This window comes from Shewanella insulae, assembly GCF_009831655.1.
Taxonomy (GTDB): Bacteria; Pseudomonadota; Gammaproteobacteria; order Enterobacterales; family Shewanellaceae; genus Shewanella; species Shewanella insulae.
In genome coordinates, this window is the sequence record NZ_WRPA01000011.1 from 83,500 (window position 1) to 103,284 (window position 19,785).

Sequence of the window (19,785 nt, forward strand, 5' to 3'; positions counted from 1 at the left end):
CATCTTGTGCTAAGGTGCGCCGCATCATAACGGATGATGAACCATAGAGGCGCCTCATGAAGACAACACTCGCACTCGGCTTAGCCGGCCTAATGAGCTTTTCCGCATTCGCAGACTCAGACAACTCACCCTACGCCATGTCGCTCATTGCTGGCCTGGAGTCATACCCTGACTCAGAGTTCAGCTCTATGTCCCGCGGCGGTGGCCTGTCGTTTATCTGGGATGACCTGCGCTATAACAATGTCTACCAACTGGATACCAACTACTTTCGGGTGCGCGGAACCTACTACTACGAACGCGACTCGGAAAAGTACGATGAAGACAGGTTCCGTAACTCCATGGATCTGCGCTTTAACTACCAGCGTCCCTTCGCCACCCTGGGCGCACACCAAGACTATCTACTCAGTTTTCACGGCCGCTACGAGGGGCATTACAACAGCCAGCAACTGGAAGAATTTGAACAGCTGGCCGTCGCCGGTCTGTCGCTCAATCGCCGCTTTAGCGACGTCAACCACTATGATCTCGGCCTGACACTCGGATTGGGCTACAGCGAAGAAGAGAAAGACGACGACTGGCCGCGAGAAGAGATGGGCCGTGGTGAGGAAGACCTTAACCGTGCCGGATTTGGCTACTTCTTCGAGTGGAGCAACAAGTACACCTTTGCCCACTCGGGCTTGCAGCTGGGTGCCAAGTGGAGCCGCTTCGACGGCCAGTGGGGCTATGACGGCGACAAGTTCTACACCATGGACAGGCTTACCCTGGAGGTTGTCACCCCACTCGCCAATCAGAACAACCTGCTGCACTTCATGACCCAATATATCAGCCGCGATTACGAGGTCGATCTGCTGGGCTTCGAAGACACCCTTTATCGTGTGGCCGTGGAGTATGTACACTACTTCTAAGAGATTAATCTCGAACAATGACCACAAAAAAAGGGCGCCTTAGGCGCCCTTTTTTCATCTTGCAAATTATAACGCCGCCAAGACCACCTCAGCCTTGCTCACCTCGAAGCTCTTAGGCGCCTCGACATTCAGCAGGGAGACCACACCGTTATCGATCACCATGGCGTAACGCTGGGAGCGGATGCCACCAAAACCTGCGGTGTCCATCTCCAGGCCCAATGCCTTGGTAAAGCTGGCGTCACCATCGGCCAACATCATCAGCTCGCTGGCATTTTGCGCCTCGCCCCAAGCCTTCATCACGAAGGCATCGTTAACCGATACACAGGCGATAATATCCACCCCCTTGGCCTTAAACTGATCTGCCAACACTACATAGCCGGGCAGATGCGCCTCGGAGCAGGTCGGGGTAAAGGCGCCGGGTACGGCAAACAGCACCACCTTCTTGTTGGCAAACAGTTCGTTCACGTCATGGTTGACCATGCCGTTCTCGGTTAACTCACCTAGGGTCGCGGCGGGTAATGATTGTCCTTGGGCTATCATGGGGAAATCCTTATTAGTTAAATAATCTTGTTGGCGAATATTCGCTGACTTATATTCACGAACTTATGCTCAGTTTACACAAGCATAGCCCTTATTCGCGGTGACAAACACAGACGAACCTTAGGGTTTCTCTACCCTCTCCTCGCCCGAGGTTTTAGCGGAGAGACGAATCCGTCGATAGGCGCCGCGGCAACAACGACCACAACCGTGTAGCGTCAGCTCGCACAGCATAGCAAACAGCAGACCAAACAGCAGGCCGAAGGCGATGGCACGGCCATCGAGTAAGATGCTGTGGCTGAAGTGCTGCCACACTTGCTGGCGGATCTCAGGCAGAGGTGCCAGCACAAGCCTGTCGAATCCGCCGTAGCCAGATTGATTGAACTCAGTTAGCGCCTCTGACAGCAGTCGATATCTATGGTAAATCGCCTCGATGCTCTCGCCACCGGCGTTGAATACGGCATCGGGGTTCTGCTTATAGTGAGCGATGAGCCTGTCGATATCACCGCCGAAGAAACGGTCGGCGTCACGCTGAAACTCGGCCAGACTCTGCTTAGCCTCTTGAGTATGGGCGGTAAGCGCCTTGCCATACTGATCCACAAAGGCCGGCACCTGCACACCTAACAGCACGCCGCAGACAAACAACAAGAGTCTCAAGTAATCCATCAAGCGTCTTAGCATCAATCCAACCTTTGCCTCTCAATTAACAGACATTAGCTCTCTATCACCACGCTAGGATGCTGCTCGCTGGCATGCTCATGATAGATATCATCCAGAAAACCAGGTAGCTCATCCTCGGTCAGCTCGGGTGGGATCACCACATCATAGACGCGGGCACGCATCCCGGTTTGCGATTCATTAAACAGCTGCCACTCACCGCCCACGCGCCGCACCGACATAGATCTGCCAAACACATTAATCCTTATCATTGCTCTCTCCCAAGACACCACTAAATAAGCAAGCTAACACTCGCCGCCGGGCATAACAATAGCCGCCTCATTAAAGGTCATTCATATGAAAATATGCAGATTAAAGGCGGAGAGGCTCTTAGTGATAAACGGTAATCAGGGAGCAACTTTCCCACCTAGCCTCGCTGTGAAACGCGCCCAGAGCCTGGCCAAAGCACCGCTCTTTTCCAGGCGATCTATCCCCTGATTAAAGTCTTCGACCAGCGCCTGAGCATGGGGACTGCGACGGGACACCAGCATGTAGAAAGGTACCTTAGCCCCCCCAGCCATTGGCAAGATGGCGAGCTTAGCCGACAGGGTCTCCTGCCCCTCCAGGCGCAAGATGGCATTGAAGACCTCCCGATTAATCAGAAAGAACTCGCAGCGGCGCTTGAGCAGTAGGTCGCTAAATTGAAATATCTCGTTGCTGCGGGCGATGTCGAGATCGTCCGGTTGGCCATAGTAGGCGTAGTTAAAACCCCTTATGCCACAGACGCGTCCCAGAGAATCCAGTCGCTTGGGAATTCCATCTTCGGCTAATAAAGGAAAGCGTTCTGTCAGGAAGGCCACGGACGGACTCAGATAGAAATAAGGCCGTGACAATAGGAAAGTTGCCCGGCGCTCAGCGTTGGCCGATGCGGCCATGGCGGCATCGAGGCGCCCCTGCTCCACCTCCAACAAACAACGGGGCCAAGGTGCAGCGACCAGATTTACTTGCCAGTCTGATGAGGCTAGTACTCTCCGTAACAACTCAATATCAAAACCGGCATTCACAGTGGTTTTTTGACCGTCGAGGCGGATGAAGTAGTTTAATGGTGGATACTCAGTCTCATCGATACAGATGCGAATCGCCTTAACACCTACCTCTAGGTGCGTCGCCACACAGGGCTGCCAGGCAAACAGCAGTAACAACAGAAAGAGTTTCGAGTTCATAGAGAGGCCAATAAGAAATATTCTTATAGAGTATAGGCGAGTTATCTTATCCAACGCATTGGACGTCGCCTTAGCCATACTCATAGTATGACTAAGATGTCACAAAAAAGTAGTATAAACGACTTCAAGGAAATGTCTTTATCCCCATAAGCCATCGTGTGGTGGCCATAAAGCAGAAAATTTCCCCAATTAATCCACGTAGAAAAAGCCCACAGAAACTCCCAGTTCTAGCCCAAATACGGTTTCCACAGGCACAAAAAAGCAGGCAACCCAGGCCGCCTGCTTATTTATCCACTCAACAAATTAATCGAGTAACCCCAGCGTCTCTACGCCCAATGGGAACTTAAAGCTTAACTCGCTAGCCTGGCCTATCCCCATCTTGGCTCGGATTGCCGCATGCAGATGGCCAGGACTAAGTATTATCCCATCTGGCGACAGTGCCAAAGAGTCGGGATCCACAGCTTGCGCCCTGAGCTGACTATCTGTGGCTCCCACCAACAGATTGCCTGTCATCAGCTTATCCCACACCATCATGCTACCTATGCTCCAATGATCTTTGCCCTGATCGCCATTGTAGTATGGGGTACGACCAAAATCGGATCCCATCACTATGGTGGTGCGATCGGCAATCCCTTGGTATTGCAGTTGTGCAATGAGATGATTGATCAACTCGAAGTAGGCCGGGATCTCCTTACCTTGTCCCTCGTCATTGTTGCTATGGGTATCGAAAGCCCCCAGGCCGATAGATGCAGTGGTCGACAGACCGGCAGCAAAGGCGGCGGCCGCGATCTCTGCCCGCAACAACTGACCGCTGGAGGGGTTAGCCGGCATAGAGTTGAGCAAACGGGAGAGATCTCCCCCGTGAGTATGAGCATTGCCAAACTGAGACAATGCCACCAGCTCGGCATCGTTGAGCGCCGAATTGCTATAGTCGCTCAATGCCGCCTGCTGCTCACTATTCACCATCTCCAGAATATCCTGAGGCAGGTATCTATCGGTATCGGCCATGCTACTTACCCGACTCAAGTCATTGAGGCGTGCCGCCTGCACTATGCCAGCCGTCTTACCATAACCCGATCCCAGATAATAAGGCATCAGGTACTGGGACTGATTGAGGGAGGCAATCAAGGCCGGCGTTGTCGGGTAGGCCGGAGACTGATGGCCGGTGGCAAAGGCATGCATACCGGCGGTATGACTATTGGTACCACAATCGACACCGTTGAATACCCGCAAATTTTGATACTGAGCGTTAAAGAAATTACCCAGATGATCTGGTCCGCTGTAACTTGAATTCAGCATAGGGGCAATCTGAAAATTTCCCACCTGACGGATCGCCGAGGTGTTGTAATTATTGATCACTCCCTTTGAACTGCTGTACTCGATATTACCCTTAGGATCACACACAGAGGTGGTATCCCAGCCACCGTCGGCACTCACAAACACCCAAAACTGACCGTTGGCGTTGCCGGTGTTGGCCAGGGCGAAGCGACTGCAAGCCGCCATAGAAGTCAATGCTGCCAGGCCTTTTATAAATTCTCTTCTGTTCATTTTTATCTCCTCGCAACCCTTAGTGATAGAAGAAACGCATATCTTTCAGCAGGTAACTAACTGTCGCCTGCCAGGCGCGAATGTAGAAGAAATGGTCATTCTTAGTTAGGTGCGGATATTCAACACCAGAGATAGCCAGATTCGCCGGATTACAGGCAGAATCTACGGCTCGGCCGAAACCTTCACCTATGATGCCCTGTTCACCCCGTTGCAATACCCTTTGGTAGAAGTTCATCGCCCTGGTGATCTGCTCATCATCCGCTGCCAACAACTCACCGTAGAAGGCATAGAACATCTCTCGCAGCGCATTGCGCATAACACTCTCGGTTTGGTCGATATTCCGCAGGAACAGGCTGTCGATGGTGGCATCGCTGAAGCCTTTCCCCTTGAAACGCAATTGATAACTTCCCGGGCTGAGATAGAAGCTACTGCTTTGTGCCAGGCGCCAGGTTGACCAGCTGCCGGTGGGCAAGAGTTCAATATCGTCGGCCACCAACAGGTCATCAATCTCTAACTGGAAGTACACAGGGTTCACCCTGGCATTGGCAGCGGGTAACACCAATTCATAATTACCCGCCTGAGTAATAATCAGGGGAGCCGTGAACTCTTGATCATCCTCTGCGGCAAAGTCGAATACATAATCGCCGCCATAGGTCTTGGTTGCATTGGCATCCAGTTTGAGTGCGCCATTAGTAAAGACAAACTCTTGGGGGGTTACCCTCACCCCTACACCCTCAGGCTCAAGCCCCATGGCGATAAGGCGGTCATCATTGGCACGTGACCATTGACGCGGCGTCACCTCACACGCCAAATCCACCGCCATCCAGGACTGTACAGCGGCGCCCGTACCGGACAACACAGGATTGCGCGTCATAACACTGGTATGATCTATACCGCCGTACATCAAACGAATTGCGATATCGTCCAACCAGTCCGATTGGCCGCTATCCCACTCACGCCCAAACAGTGCGCGGATCTTGCGATCCAATGCCTCTGGACTCAACAGATGCTTAGTGCCTCCCAGTGCGTTATCTCGCTTGGCATAACCACTGAGTAACAGATCTTTCACCAGAGGCTTCACCTGATAGTTAGTCGCGCGGAAACGACTGGCCAGAGTATTGATATCCTGCTGCTGTGAGGCATAACGAGACTTATCGTTATCACTAGCCGTCGTCAAGGGCTGTTCCAACAGGGGGAAACCAGTGATCGGCTCGAACAAGGTTTTCACCACAGAGCGAGCAAAACGCGAGTCCTGCACCGCCTGCTGCGCCACCCACTGCAAGGGATCGACTCCCGACAGCGGCGCCACTTCGCCGTTAAAGCCGGCTGCGAGTATCTTGTTGTTAGGCCACTTATACTCTGCATCGTAGTAGTTCTTATTCCAGTGCTGGAAGCTAGATGCAACGGGATCCATCACCAAATGACAACCAGTACAGGCCGGATTGGTCAGGGTAGGCTCGTCACCCGACAGATCATCCGCCGAGGGACGTTCGCCAGCCATAGCCAATATGTCGGTATCTAAAAAGTTCTTATAAAACTTATACGATCTGTGACGGTTGAGGTTTGTCGGTGTCGTGGGGAAGATAGACATATACACAGGGTTAGTCATGACTCCCGCCTGGGGAATCGGCAGCTTCACCGGTTGATAGTCCTCGGGATCCCAAGGAAACTCAGCCACTTCAGGTTCGGCTAGCTGACGGAAGTTCAACTGACTCGCCACCCCGTAACTGCGGGCATTGTAGTAGTTAACCATAGTGTAATCGGCCGTAAGCAGTTCTGAGAAGGGACGGTTGTTGGCTACCAGATAGCGCACCAACTCGGTCGTCTCACGGCGATGCGCGGCAACGCTCTCTGTCCAGGCGTGGTTACTCTCATCACTACCGGCGGCATAGTCAATCTTGTACCAGTTAGAGGTGCCCCCGACAATTTCTGAGAACTTATTGGTCCCGTTGAGCACCCCCTTAATAACTTTGGTGTGCAATATGTCGTGGTATATCTCTGTCATGCGCTCGGCAAAGGCTGGCTCTTCCAGCATTTGTTCAAGCAACTCAGGTAAGACCCCGGCGCCCTCTTCTTGCAGCTGCAGACGCTCCTGTGAAGTCGGCAGTCGCGAGGCCAGATTCAGCGCAGCCTTATGCAACAACTCGGGCGCATAGTCATCGCCGATCGTCGCATCCAAGAGACTGATGCTCGCTGGTGCCGATGGAGGGTTAGCACCATTGACTATTAGCTCCTGATACATCCAGTCATACAGTTTCTCGGCGCAAGCCTGATCACAGCTCCCTGGGTTACCATAGGGCATGGTCTCGCGAATTAGATCTATGATATCGGCACGATACAGAGACTCGAGTATCGGCGTACTTCCCAGACCATCGGCGCCATGGCATGAGGCACAATTGAAGGCCGACCAAAGTTCTTCACCGTTCATACTCTGGATATCGGTCTCCTCGTCATCTTGCGCCACTGCACCCGCAGCAGGGGTCTGGTACAAGGTCTTGACCTCATCGGCACTGAGTGCGCGCTTGTAAACCCGCAACTCATCGAGTAAGCCGCCCTCAAACTTAGCCAACAGGAAGCGATCAATTGGCGCCGAAGCCGCATGTTGTGCCTGTTGTTGCAGTTCTCCATCAATGTAGACGGCCGCATTCCCGCTGACATCCCGGGTATAGGTCGCCATCACCCAGCGATTCGCTGGCAGCGAATTAGCCGACGTGTCTATCTTATTGCTGCTGTTATTACTGGTGGCAAACTGAAGATTGAACTCCCCCTTACTCTTAATGTAGAAATCGCTGCTGGCGTATGGGAAAAGCTTATAACGACCATCCAGGTCACTTGCTTGCACCGTCTTTAGCCAGAAGTTAATAGTGAAATCTGTCTTAGCCATATCTATGGCTTGCGTCGCGTCGAGTAACAACTCGGCGGCACTATTACCATTAGGTTGCAGCGCGTAGCCGGTGATCCCCTCTTCAACATAAGCGGTGTCACTCAAGCGCAGATCTAATCCATTGCCTGCCTGGTCGATAGCCCGGCCGGGCGTCAACTCATCGAAGGTCCAATGAATGTAGAGATCCTGGGAGGACAGTTTCCACCAGCCAAGATCGCCCAGATGCACTGTCGTCGATTCCGAGTAAGTGGTACCTCCCTCGCTGTCCAAGGTCACTACCCGCAGCTCGATATCGCCACCATATTGCATTTTGACACTGGCACTGGTGGCGACCACGTCGGCCGTGGCCTGCCATTCACTCGCCACCGGCTGCAGATAACGGAATTCGATGAACTGCCGCTTTACCGAACTGGGAATCGTCGAGCCGCCCTCAAACGCCCACTCCAGATTGACAAACTGTCCGCCGACCTGGGCACTACTAATTTGGGCTTGCGCAGCACCGCCTTGAGTGTTGGGTTGCCTGGGAGCCGGCAATTCCGGTGAACCAAACTGCGCCCACCTCTCGGACCATAGATAGCGCCCCACTTGTTCGGCGCAGTTGGTATCACAGTGCAGAGGCATGCCGTCTATTTTTGCCACTAAGGCCTCGAAGCCTGAATCGATCCATCTGTTGGCAATCTCCTGTGTCACCAGGCCCGCCGCCTGACTACCATGACAGGCACTGCACTGAGAATCGGCAATCCGCTTGCCTAGATCGGCGGTGATCAGGTAATCGAGAGCTAGCGTGATCTGCGGCGCAGTCTCACTAATGTTGATCACCTCAGTAGCGGGGGTGGGCAGGCCACCCCACAGATAACTGAACTCCAGCTGATACTGACCATAGGCCAAAGCCACTGGAACTGTCTCGCCCCAGTTCAGGTTGATGGTCTGGGTTTCAGCCCCGATCACCCTTACCTGTGGCAGCTCTGTATCGCTATAGGAAGCGGGCTTAGGCGGTAGACTGACCAATAGGGTGCCGCTCAGCACCTCCGGCTGATATTGCCAATTCAACACGGGATTGGTATCACTCGCCCCAATTGAGAGGCTATAGCTGCTCTGATCCGGCTGCCAACCAGGAAGCGAGTTCATCACCACTGTGTATTCACCATCTGGCAGACCGGCGAAGCTGAACTCACTTTCATTCCAGTTAACATAGAAGCGACGCTCAATCCCGTCAGCATCGATCAGGCGACCGGCCACCAACTCATCGCTCACCGACTCGGGGCGCGGCGGCACCTTGATGGTAAGCAAACTGTTGCTTGCCGGCGTTTGATAGGAGACCCGATAGATCACCCCGGCCTTGTCGTCACTCAGCAGGAAGCTACCATCGGCCAGCTTAAGCATCTCCACCGGGCGACCGATACAGGCCTGGGTGAGACAGGCATAAGACTTCACCTCGTCGATATCTTGCATCCAGCCATGAATCAGCGGCTGCTCGGCAACCACGGCGCCATTGTCGTTCACCGTCAGCATCCGCAGCTCAAGCCCTGGGCGAAGTCGCTTGAGTCCCGTGGCATGGGTCGGGAACAACAGGTTTTGCTGTCCCTCGCCAGCCGGGTAAGTCTCCCAGAACATCACCCCCAATGGCGCGCTGAAGGGCTCGATTTCAAAGGCCGGTGCGCGATAGTTGGCCACATCTATGTCCGCCGGGGCGATATCACTCACCACACTGCCTGCGGGTACGGCAGCCTCTTCGGTGCCGTTATATTCACCCTCTGTAATACCAATAGTGTCTTTACCAAAGACGTAGGGAGCACCAAAGTGCTGGCCCCAATCGGTCACATGGTTAATTTCATCCGGGTTATCGAAACCCTGACGGTTGTTGTCGGAAAACCAGATCTCCTTGGTCACAGGATGCCAATCGAAGCCGACACTGTTACGTATCCCTTCGGCTACTGTCGTGGTTTCCAGTGTTTCCAGATCCAGGCGCAAAATGGTGCCATAACGCTCGTCATCCATCACGCAGACGTTACAGGGACGACCAACAGCCGTGTATAACCCCTTATCGTTGGCATCGAGCGGGTTGAAACGCAGCGGGTGTTTCTGATGCCAGTAGCGGAAACTGCCGCTCAGCACTGTGCCCTCATCCGCCGGGTAGGTATAGATCTTTTCCGGTACGGCCAACTGGCTATAGCGGTTGTCGATATCATTGATCTTGTATAGGGCACCTACGGTAGAGAAGTAGAGATCGCCGTCTCGGTAGGCCACGCCATGGGGCTCCTCCAAGCCGCTGGCGACCACGTAGGCCTCACCGGGCTCGCCGGTTTGGGGATCCAGTGGGATAGCATAAATCAGGCCCGACAGGCCTTCGCTGTCTAAGGGAATGGCGCTGGAACCCACATAGAGCACATTGTTGCCCATCACCATCTGCCTGGGCTGAAACAGCCCCTGGGAAAACAGCTCCACCTTCACCCCTGGCAGCGGCGACAGCTGCTCGACCGCAATGGGATCGCGATAGAGTACCGCCTGCTGCACACTGGGCGTAGCATCGCTGAGTTCCAGTACCTTGGGCAGCATACGCGGTACATAACCCTCGACGGTATCCAGGGTCAGCTGGTACTTGCCCTGAGGGAGATCATCCAGCGTAACGGACTCTCCCCAACTCCCCGAGAAAGGGATGCGGACCTGAGAAGCGAAATGGAACAGGGAACCTGTCACCTGGGCGTTATCCACCACTGTCGCCGGACTTGGCGGCAAGTCAACCGTGATTTGACCGACATAATCCTGCTCAGGCGAATCGAACAACTGCCAGGTCTCAAGAGGGGTTAACACCCGATCATACAGACGCAGCTCATCCAGGCTGCCTTTCACCAGCGAACCGTCCGCCAGATTCTTGCCAAATTGCGCCTTGAAGTTCCACCAGGGATCGCTGTATGGGGTCACCCCGGTCTGCCGGGCAATCTGCACCCCGTTCTGATACAGGGTCAGGGTGGAACCGTCGAAACTTGTGGTCCACAAGTTCCACTCATCCACGGGTTGCAGTAGCTGATCCGGGGAAAGGTCGATCACTACACTGCTGGCAATCACCACCTTGACGTTGTCACCACTGACAACAAACTGAAAACGATTCCAGGCACTGCCTATTGTGGTGTAATTGGTTAGGCCATTCTCGTACACCTGCTTCATCCAGAAGCTGGCGGTAAATTGTGGGAAATCTTTACCTCCGGTAATTTTACGCTCTAAGGTGTCACCGCCCCCCTGCAGTTGCACGGCATTGCCATCTACACCGCTGACGACTTGAACGTTTCCCGTTACCCTTGCCGGTTCATCATTTGCTAACTCCCCAGAAAATGATGATCCAACAAGCTGTTCAAATTTGTGGTAGGTAATTATGCCCGATGAAATATCCCCATAGGCGGCGAAAGGCAAAAGCGCGGCCAGGGGCAGTAGCTTTTTCATAGCTAGCTCCATAGATATTTTTATAGTTTTTAGATAAAAGCTCCCCAAGCGGGCTAAATAATTAGCCCGCTATCTAGAGACTTACTCAGGTAAACAGCTGCAATAGATCTACCCCCAAGGGATATTGGAAGTTGATGTGGCTGCTCATCGATATCCCCATGCGTTGCCGGATGGCCGCATGAATATGCCCCTGAGTCAGCACTACACCGTCTGGCGATAATTCCAGCGTTTCGGGATCAACCTTCAGCGCCTTGAGCTGATTGTCGGTCGCCCCTATCACCCGGTTCCCCTGCCACTGACGACTCCAGATCATGGTGGAACCCACGTTCCAATGATCCTTGCCCTTGTCGCTGTTGTAGTATGGGGTCCGACCGAAATCTGATGTCAACACCAGAGTGGTACGGTCGGCAATGCCCTGCTGCTCCAGCTGAGCAATCAGATGATTGACCGCTTCGAAATATTCCACCAGCGCCACCGTCTGACGACTATCGTGATCGCTATGGGTATCGAAGATGCCAATGGAGATGGCCGCGGTATTAGATAGGCCCGCGGCGAAGGAGGCCGCGGCGATCTCGGCCTTTAGCTTGTCACCGGTTGAGGGCGAGGCAGGCAATTTGTCCAGCAGACGCTTCAGATCTGGCCCATTGAGATGGGCAGCAGCAAACTGTGACTGTACCAACTGCTCTGCCTCGCTGGCATTGCTGCCAAGTGCCGCCATGGCAGCCTGATGTTCGCTGTTCACCAGATCCATGACTGAGGAGGTAAGATAACGCTCGGGGTTGGTGAAATCCTGCACCCGACCGAGATCATTTAGGCGTGAGGCATTCACCAAGTTGGCCGTATTACCATAACCTGAGCCCAGGTAGAAAGGCATCAGGTACTGAGAGGCATTAAGCGATGCGATAACCGCCGCCGTCACAGGGTAAAGAGGCGACTGATGACCACTCATCGAAGCCCTTATGCCCACCTGATGGCTGTTGGTCTGGTAGTCCAAACCATTGAAGACCTGCAGGTGGTTATACTGATTATTGAAAAAAGCCGCCATTGGATCCGTGCCGGCAAAATTATTGTCCAGCAGTGGGGCAAAGCGCAGCGCCCCCGCCTGGCGGATCTCCGCCTGGCTGTATGGGTTGATATTGCCCAGGCTACTGCTATAGGCAATATCTCCCTTGGGGTCGCACACCGCCGCGGTATCCCAGCCGCCATTGGCACTGACAAATACCCAATATTGTTCTTCGCCGGTCGCCGCACTGGCCAGATTCAGTTTTCCGAGAGCCATCAGGCCACTCAGGGCTGCGAAGCCGGTTAAAAATTCTCGTCTGTTCATGATGATATCTCCGCAGCTTATTGATAGAAGAAGCGATAGTCTTTGAGCATAAAGGTCAAAGTCGCCATCCAGGCCCGCACATAGAAGTGGGGATCTTGGTTGTCTTCATAGGGATAACTGACCCCTTCTTGACGGTGAGTCTGCACCTGGCAGGCACCATCCAGATAAGGGTTAGCCTCGTCACTGCGTACCGCATTCAGGCCTGTACTCAACAGCTGCTGATACAACTGCCATGCCCGGGTCACCTGAGGAGAGTCACTGGCGAGTTGCTCGCCGTAAATGCGATACATCAGCTGCTGCAGATTGCTACGAACCTCAGCCTCGGTACGAGCTGTGTCACGTAGGAAGAGTCCATCAATCTTGACGTAACTGAAGCCCTTGGCCTTAAGACGTATCTCATGGCTACCAGCACTCAAATAAATCGCATCTAGCACCTCATGGGTCCAGCGCCACCACCCCTTGGTGGAGCCCAAGCTGATATCATCGGCCCACAACTGGCCGTCCACAAACAGCTGGAACAGTACTGGCTGGTCATTGCCGTTGGCATAAGGCAGCACCAATTGATATTGCCCTGCCTGCCCGACACTCACCGTGGCCGAGATCTCCTTGTCGTCTCCCCAGGCAAACTGGTAAACGAAATCATCGCCATAACCCACCGACTGCGACGCATTAGCCTCCAATTGACCATCGCTGAACACAAACTCACTCGGAGCGATACGAATACCTACGCCCTCAGGTGCTAAACCAGTCGCGATCACTCGGCTCTCTGCCGCCTGTGCCAGTTGCTGCGGCACTATCTGGCAGGCAAAATCATTCGCCAGCCAGGTCTGTACCGTGGCACCAGTGCCCGAGAGCACGGACTGACGATCCAATACGTCCTGGTGATCTATGCCGCCGTACATCAACTGAGTTCCGATCTCTTCGAGCCAATCGAAATAGCTACCCTCTTCCCAGTCTTGGCCAAACACAGCATTCACCTTGCGCGCCAGCTGTTCGGGCGTCAGCAATGACCGACTGCCGCCAAAGGCGTTGTCACGCTGAGCATACTGGCTCAGCAACAAGTCTTTCACCAGGGCTCGGATATCAAAGTTCCCCTCTCGGAAGCGAGTGGCCAGACTATTGATGTCCTGCTGCTGAGTCGCATAGCGGGCTTTACTGGTGTCGCTATCGTTATCCAGCGGTTTAGCCAACAATGGATAACCTGTCACGGGCGCAAACAGGGTACGCACCACCGATAAGGCAAAACGCGAATCCTGCACCGCCTCACCCATCAGCCATTGGAGCGGGCTAATATCGGGATCGAAGTAACTTGGTGACAGCTTGCCATTAAAGCCAGGAGCTAAGATCTCATTTTGTGGCCAGTACTTGTTGTCCCATGACTCTTTCGGCATAGTCCAGACATACTCGCTGCCCGCCCAATGCTGGAAAGAGGAAGCCACTGGGTCCATCACCTGGTGACATCCGGTACACACAGGGTTAGTGAGTGTCGGCACACCATCGGCGACCAGATCTTCGGCCTTAGGTCGCTCACCGCCTATCTCCAGAATATCTGTGGCCAGAAACTTCTTATAGAAGCTATAGGCACGGTGACGGTTTCTGTTGGTCGGCGTAGTGGGATAGCGACGCATAAATACGGGATTAGTCATCACCCCAGCATGGGCTATGCCCAATTTCACCGGCTGGAAATCAGTCTCATCCCAGGGATACTCGGCAATGCTAGGCTCTGCCTGCTCTCGGAAGCTAAACTGCCCCTCGATGCCGTAAGAACGCGCGTTGTAGTAGTTCACCATGGTGTAGTCGGCGGTCAGCACTTCTGAGAATGGCCTGTTATTACGTACCAGGTATTTCACCAGTTCGGTGCTCTCGGCGTTGTGGGCATTGGTGGTCCTAAGCCACAGCTGTCCCTGCAACTGAACATCGCCGGTTACCTTGTAGAACCAACTGCTATCGCCCCCCAGGTTTGCGGCGAAAGCCCCCACGGCTCCCACCGTGCCTTCGGTCCCCTTGGTATGCAGAACATCATGATAGATCTCCCCAATGCGATCGGCGAAGCTCTCCTCCTGCAGCAAATCATCGAGCAGCTGCGGCAAGACCCCAGCCCCCTCGTCGATCAAGCGTTGTTGCTCCTCGGCACTCGGCAGACGCGCTCCCAGGTTCAGAGAGGCCTTATAGAGCAGCCAGGCCGCCTGACTATCGTCTAAATAGGCGTCCAACCCACTGCCGATAACCGGTGGCATGGTCGGCGGGTTACTTCCGTGGGTAATAAACTCATCATACATCCAGGCATAGAGTCGCTCTGCACACTCCTGGTCGCAACCTCCTGGGTTGCCGTAGGGCATGGTATCGCGGATAAGATCTATGATGTCGTCTCTGTACAAAGACTCGAGTATGGGCGTGGCCCCCAAGCCATCGGCGCCATGGCAGGCGGCGCAGTTGAAGTTTTGCCACAACTGATCGCCACTCATGTCACTGACATCTATAACACCAGTACCACCGGCGTTCGTGCTCTTGGTACCAGCCGTTGGAGTAAGGTACAAGGTGCGCACCTCATCGGCCGAGAGGCTGCGCTTATAGACGCGAAACTCATCTAACGAAGCATCGATAAACTCATAAGGCTTAATCAGCTTAATGGGTTTTCCCGTACTCGCATGTACTCCCTGCCCCACCAATTGACCATCGATATAAGCTGAGAATTCTCCCGTTTGTTTGCGTACATAAGTAAACATCTGCCAACGTCCGGGGACGACACTATTCGCTGTCGATGCCCACTGATTTCCGCCAGTATTATCCGTCTTAAACTGTACGTTGAAGTTACCCAAGGTACTGAAGAAGAAAGAGTCTTGGGAGAAGCCATCGCCATAATAAAAGATCTGGTTGCGTCCCCAAGAGTCGACACTGCTGTCACTCTTCAACCAGAAAGACACACTAAAGTCGCTCTGGCCCAAATCGATCTGATGCTCGTCGTCCAGGCTCAGCTCCGCAAAATTGTTTTTCTGCCCCGGCTTGAACGCATAACCGGCAACCGCATCGTCACTGTAGACATAGTTTGCCGTGAGGTATGTCAGCGGCAAGCCATTGCCAGACAGGTCATTTGCCTGACTGGTTACTATCTCATCAAAATTCCAGTGGATGTAGAGACCGTCTGTGCTTAGTTTCCATTGTGGCATGTCGCTCAAGGTCACCAACACTGACGCCGAGTAGCTGGTGCTGCCCTGGGTATCCAGAGTCGCCAGCCTCAGCTCTATGTCACCCCCAAAACTAGGCTGCAGCTGAGTGCTCAATCCTGAGATTGCGGCGCTGGACTGCCAGGCACTAGGTGTTGGTTGCAGATAGCGGTATTCCAGCGTTTGGCCGCTAACCGCCCCGGGTACGCCAGTTTCACCTTCATAGAACCAACTCACGCTGATGAGCCCCTGCTGCACCTGGGCAACATCGATTTGCGCCTGAGGCGCGCTGCCCTGAACCTCGTTTGTCGGTGGCGGCAATGTCGGGGCACCAAACTGACCCCAGAGGCTCTCCCAAAGGTAACGCCCTACCTGTTCGGCACAGTTGTTGTCGCAGTGCAACGGCATGCTGTCTATCTTGTTCACCAATTGGTCAAAGCCCAGGCCAATCCAACTCTCGGCGATGGGTTCGGTCACCAGCCCCTGAGCCCCAGTACCGTGGCAGGCATTACACTGCTGCTCGGCAATGCGCTTTCCCACGTCGGCGGTGATCAGGTAGTCGAGGTTCACCAGAGTTTGCGGGCTAGTCTCGCTTAGGTCGATCACTTGGGTCAGAGGCGACGGCAGTCCGCCCCAGAGGTAGCTAAAGGCCAATTGGTACTGGCCAAAGGAGAGTTCCAACTGGCGAGTTTCCCCCCAGGCCAGCTCGAGAGTCTGGCTCTGTGCGCCAGTGACTGTCACCCGTGGCAGCTCGGTGCCAGTATAGCCAGCCGGCTTAGCTGGTAGGCTGACCGACAGGCTGCCATTGAGCACCTCAGGCTGATACTGCCAATTGAGCACAGGATTAAGATCACCGGCACTAATGCTGAGCGTATAGCTGCCCTGATCCGGCTGCCAGCCAGGTAAGGAGTTCATCACGACTCTGTAATCACCTTCAGGTAATCCGACAAACTGGAACTGACTTTCATTCCAGTTAACATAGAAGCGACGCTCGTTACCTTGTGCGTCAATCAAACGACCCGCCAGTAACTCATCTTCGATAGCGGCATCGGGTTTAGCTGGTACCTGGATAGTGAGGCTACTGTCGATCCCTGGGGCCTGGTAAGACACCCGGTAGATCACCCCCGCCTTGTCATCACTGAGCAGGAAAGAACCATCCGACAGCTCAAGCATCTCCACGGGACGACCAATACAGGCCGAGGTCAGACAGGCATAGGAAGCCGTATCTATGTCTTGCATCCAGCCATGCACTAAGGGTTGTTCAAAGGCGACACTGCCGTTGTCATTAACCGTCAACATGCGCAGTTCCAGCGCAGGACGCACCGCCTTTTGCCCGTTGCCATGGGTAGCAAACAGCAGATGCTGCTGATTGTCAGCCGCTGGATACTTATCCCAAAACATCACGCCCAATGGGGCACTGTTAGTTTCCACCTCGAAGGCCGGCGCTCGGTAATTGGCAATATTGATGTCGGCAGGCGCTATGTCGGTCAACACCCCACCTGCGGGCACCGCGGCACTGGTCTTGCCATCGTACTCGTCCTGGGTGATCCCTATGATCTCTTTACCAAACACGTAGGGAGCACCAAAATGCTGTCCCCAGCTGGTAACATGGTTAATCTCATCCGGGTTATCGAAGCCCTGGCGATTATTATCTGAGAACCAGATCTCCTGGGTAACCGGATGCCAATCGAAACCGACGCTATTACGTATCCCTTCGGCGACAATCGTCGTCAGGGTGTCCAGATCCAATCTCACTATGGTGCCGTAACGCTTGTCTTCCATCACACACACATTACAGGGACGACCAATGGCCATATACAGCCCCTCGTCATCTGGGTCATAGGGGTTGAATTTGAGTGGGTGTTTCTGATGCCAGTAGCGGAAACTTCCGGTTAATACCGTACCTTCGTCGGCAGGGAAGGTATAAATCTTCTCCGCGCTCGGCAGGGTGCGGTAACGGTTATCGATGTCGCTGATCTTATACAGGGCACCGACAGTGGAGAAGTATAGGTTACCGTTACGGTAGGCTACACCATGGGGTTCCTCCAAACCGCTGGCCACCACGTAAGGCTCACCGGGCTCACCGGTTTGCGGATCCAACGCCATGGCGTAGATCAAGCCAGCAGCCCCCTCATTGTCCACCGGAATAGCACTGGACCCCACGTAGAGCACCTGGTTGCCCATGGCCATCTGCCTGGGCTGGAACAGCCCCTGTGAGAAGAGTTCCACCTGCACACCGGGCAAGGGGGAGAGTTCATTAACCTCAATAGGAGCCCGATAGAGTACCGTTTGCTCAACGCTTAGATTGTTGTCACTAATCTCTATCACCTTGGGCAAGAGTCGCGGCACATAGCCCTCTATGGTATCCAGCGTCAGCTGATACTTGCCGTTTGGCAGGTTGTCCAGCGTCAGAGATTCTCCCCAGCGGCCACTAAAGGGAATACGACTGCCAGAGATGAAATGATACAGGGAGCCGGTAACCGCTGAGTCGTCGACAGCCGCAGCAGGACTCTCGGGTAACGTCAGGCTAACCGTTCCCAGGTAGTCGGCGTCGGGCGAGTCATACAACTGCCAGATTTCCAGGCCCTTGAGTGCCCGGCTGTAGATGCGGAGTTCATCGATACTCGCATCCACGTCTGTCGCCTCGGCTAACTCCTTACCAAACGCCACCTTAAACTGCCAAAAAGGCTGTAACGCCCCCGTATCTGACTGACTGCCTAGCTGCTTGCCATTTTGATACAGGGTCAATTCTTGCCCGTCATAGCTGACGGTCCATAGATTCCATTCATCCAGAGGTTGCAGTTGCTGAGCGGGTTTCAACACCAGCGGTTTGTCAAAATCCGCATAGGCAAGGATCTCACCACTGCGCTTGATATTGAACCCAAACCGCGACGAACCCACGCCTACGTGGCTAAAACTCTTGTCTCCATTAGGAAACGCCAGTCGACTCCAGAAGCTGACAGTATACTCACTGGGCTGCCAGCCATTCATTTGCCCCTTAAGTTCTTGACCCTGACCGCCAATGCGAATCGCATTGCCTTTAGGTCCAGGAACCAACTGATAGTTTCCCTGAATGTCCAGCGGCATGCCGCCTGAAATTTCATTAGACAGAGAAACACCCGAGACTTGTTCAAACTTATGCCAACTGACTAAATCTTCATTGATATCGCCAAAGGCTGAGGTAGATAAAGTTGCTATCAAAGGGATGCAGAGCTTTTTCATTTATTGCTCCTTATAGTTTTAGTTTTATCTGGCATGGATGAGATACAACAGTGCGACCTTCTTTCACATCCTGCCAAGCCCAGAAATTTGTGACAATTCGTAACAAAAACGTTGCCTTACGGTTTATTTATTGTTAACTGGGCGAGTGACACTATACGGATCATCCCTGGTCAATTAATAGCCCCCCCCCCTCTCTTTTTGTGATTCAGATCACGCTATACCCATATATTTTTTACGGGTAAACAGCGAGCAGCCCCCGAACAGACAATGAAAGACTTTGTTGATTAAAATCATCAAGTTACAGAAAAAACCTGGAAGATATATTCTTTTGGTGCAGTGAAAAAAACTACAAAATCATGTATATAGCAAAACGCTATATCATTATAACCATTTGCAAGCAAAATTATCTCAAGGGAGCATGTTAACGAGTAATCACACGTTTTTTCGTCTTAAACCTCGGCTCATTATTGCTGATGACTTCATGCCCAAATTGATTTTGTAACACTGCCACCTGATGAAAGAGCTAAAGATAAAGCCATAATGAGAGGTCTTGGTTGCAAATTTTCACAGAGGGAGGATTAAAATTTCATGGTTTTCTTTAAGTTGAAGATTCAATTTAAAAGGAATTTAAATTGCGAAGAAAGGTCTATTCGGGTTTATTGCCTTATCCCTAATATCACTTCAGTTCTCGCTAATAAGGATACTATCCAGAACTGTAATACCATCAAGCAGACATTCGGCAGTGCCGAGTAAGGTATTTATGATGCTGTAGATGAAGGCCTGCTGCCAAATGATCTTGACCGTGGCGACCCTGTTAAGCTGGTATGCAAAGCACAAAAATGCACAACGTCATAGATAGGCCCCCAGCCTGAAGGAGGGCTAC

9 protein-coding genes are annotated in these 19,785 nt (G+C 53.3%); 1 reads left to right on the forward strand and 8 read right to left on the reverse strand.

From position 1 onward, the window contains the following. Window positions 1-56: 56 nt before the first annotated feature. On the forward strand, window positions 57-902 hold the full coding sequence (locus GNT65_RS12960) for a hypothetical protein (RefSeq protein WP_160796848.1): 846 nt from the start codon (window positions 57-59) through the stop codon (window positions 900-902). 66 nt (window positions 903-968) lie between these two features. On the opposite strand, the gene GNT65_RS12965 is transcribed toward GNT65_RS12960, so the two are convergent. The 8 genes from GNT65_RS12965 to GNT65_RS13000 all read right to left on the reverse strand — a co-directional run bounded on the left by GNT65_RS12965 (window position 969) and on the right by GNT65_RS13000 (window position 18,902). After that, window positions 969-1,442: a peroxiredoxin gene (locus GNT65_RS12965; protein WP_160796850.1), complete on the reverse strand. Its 474-nt coding sequence runs from the start codon at window positions 1,440-1,442 to the stop codon at window positions 969-971. A gap of 120 nt (window positions 1,443-1,562) precedes the next feature. Further along, window positions 1,563-2,120, reverse strand: a complete 558-nt coding sequence (locus GNT65_RS12970; RefSeq protein ID WP_160796852.1) for a DUF2937 family protein — start codon at window positions 2,118-2,120, stop codon at window positions 1,563-1,565. A 32-nt stretch (window positions 2,121-2,152) separates the two neighbouring features. Next, window positions 2,153-2,368, reverse strand: a complete 216-nt coding sequence (locus GNT65_RS12975) for a DUF7661 family protein (RefSeq protein ID WP_160796854.1) — start codon at window positions 2,366-2,368, stop codon at window positions 2,153-2,155. Between the two features lie 135 nt (window positions 2,369-2,503). Beyond that, a complete protein-coding gene (locus tag GNT65_RS12980; RefSeq protein WP_160796856.1) occupies window positions 2,504-3,319 on the reverse strand; it encodes a substrate-binding periplasmic protein in 816 nt (271 codons plus the stop codon). Between the two features lie 303 nt (window positions 3,320-3,622). Beyond that, window positions 3,623-4,867 carry a DUF1501 domain-containing protein gene (locus GNT65_RS12985; protein WP_160796858.1) on the reverse strand — a complete coding sequence of 415 codons (1,245 nt, stop codon included), beginning with the start codon at window positions 4,865-4,867 and terminating at the stop codon, window positions 3,623-3,625. A 19-nt stretch (window positions 4,868-4,886) separates the two neighbouring features. Beyond that, on the reverse strand, window positions 4,887-11,189 hold the full coding sequence (locus GNT65_RS12990; RefSeq protein WP_160796860.1) for a LamG-like jellyroll fold domain-containing protein: 6,303 nt from the start codon (window positions 11,187-11,189) through the stop codon (window positions 4,887-4,889). Between the two features lie 85 nt (window positions 11,190-11,274). Further along, window positions 11,275-12,516, reverse strand: coding sequence for a DUF1501 domain-containing protein (locus GNT65_RS12995; protein ID WP_160796862.1), 1,242 nt, complete (start codon window positions 12,514-12,516; stop codon window positions 11,275-11,277). Window positions 12,517-12,533: 17 nt separating this feature from the next. After that, window positions 12,534-18,902, reverse strand: coding sequence for a LamG-like jellyroll fold domain-containing protein (locus tag GNT65_RS13000; RefSeq protein ID WP_160796864.1), 6,369 nt, complete (start codon window positions 18,900-18,902; stop codon window positions 12,534-12,536). Window positions 18,903-19,785 lie beyond the last annotated feature (883 nt).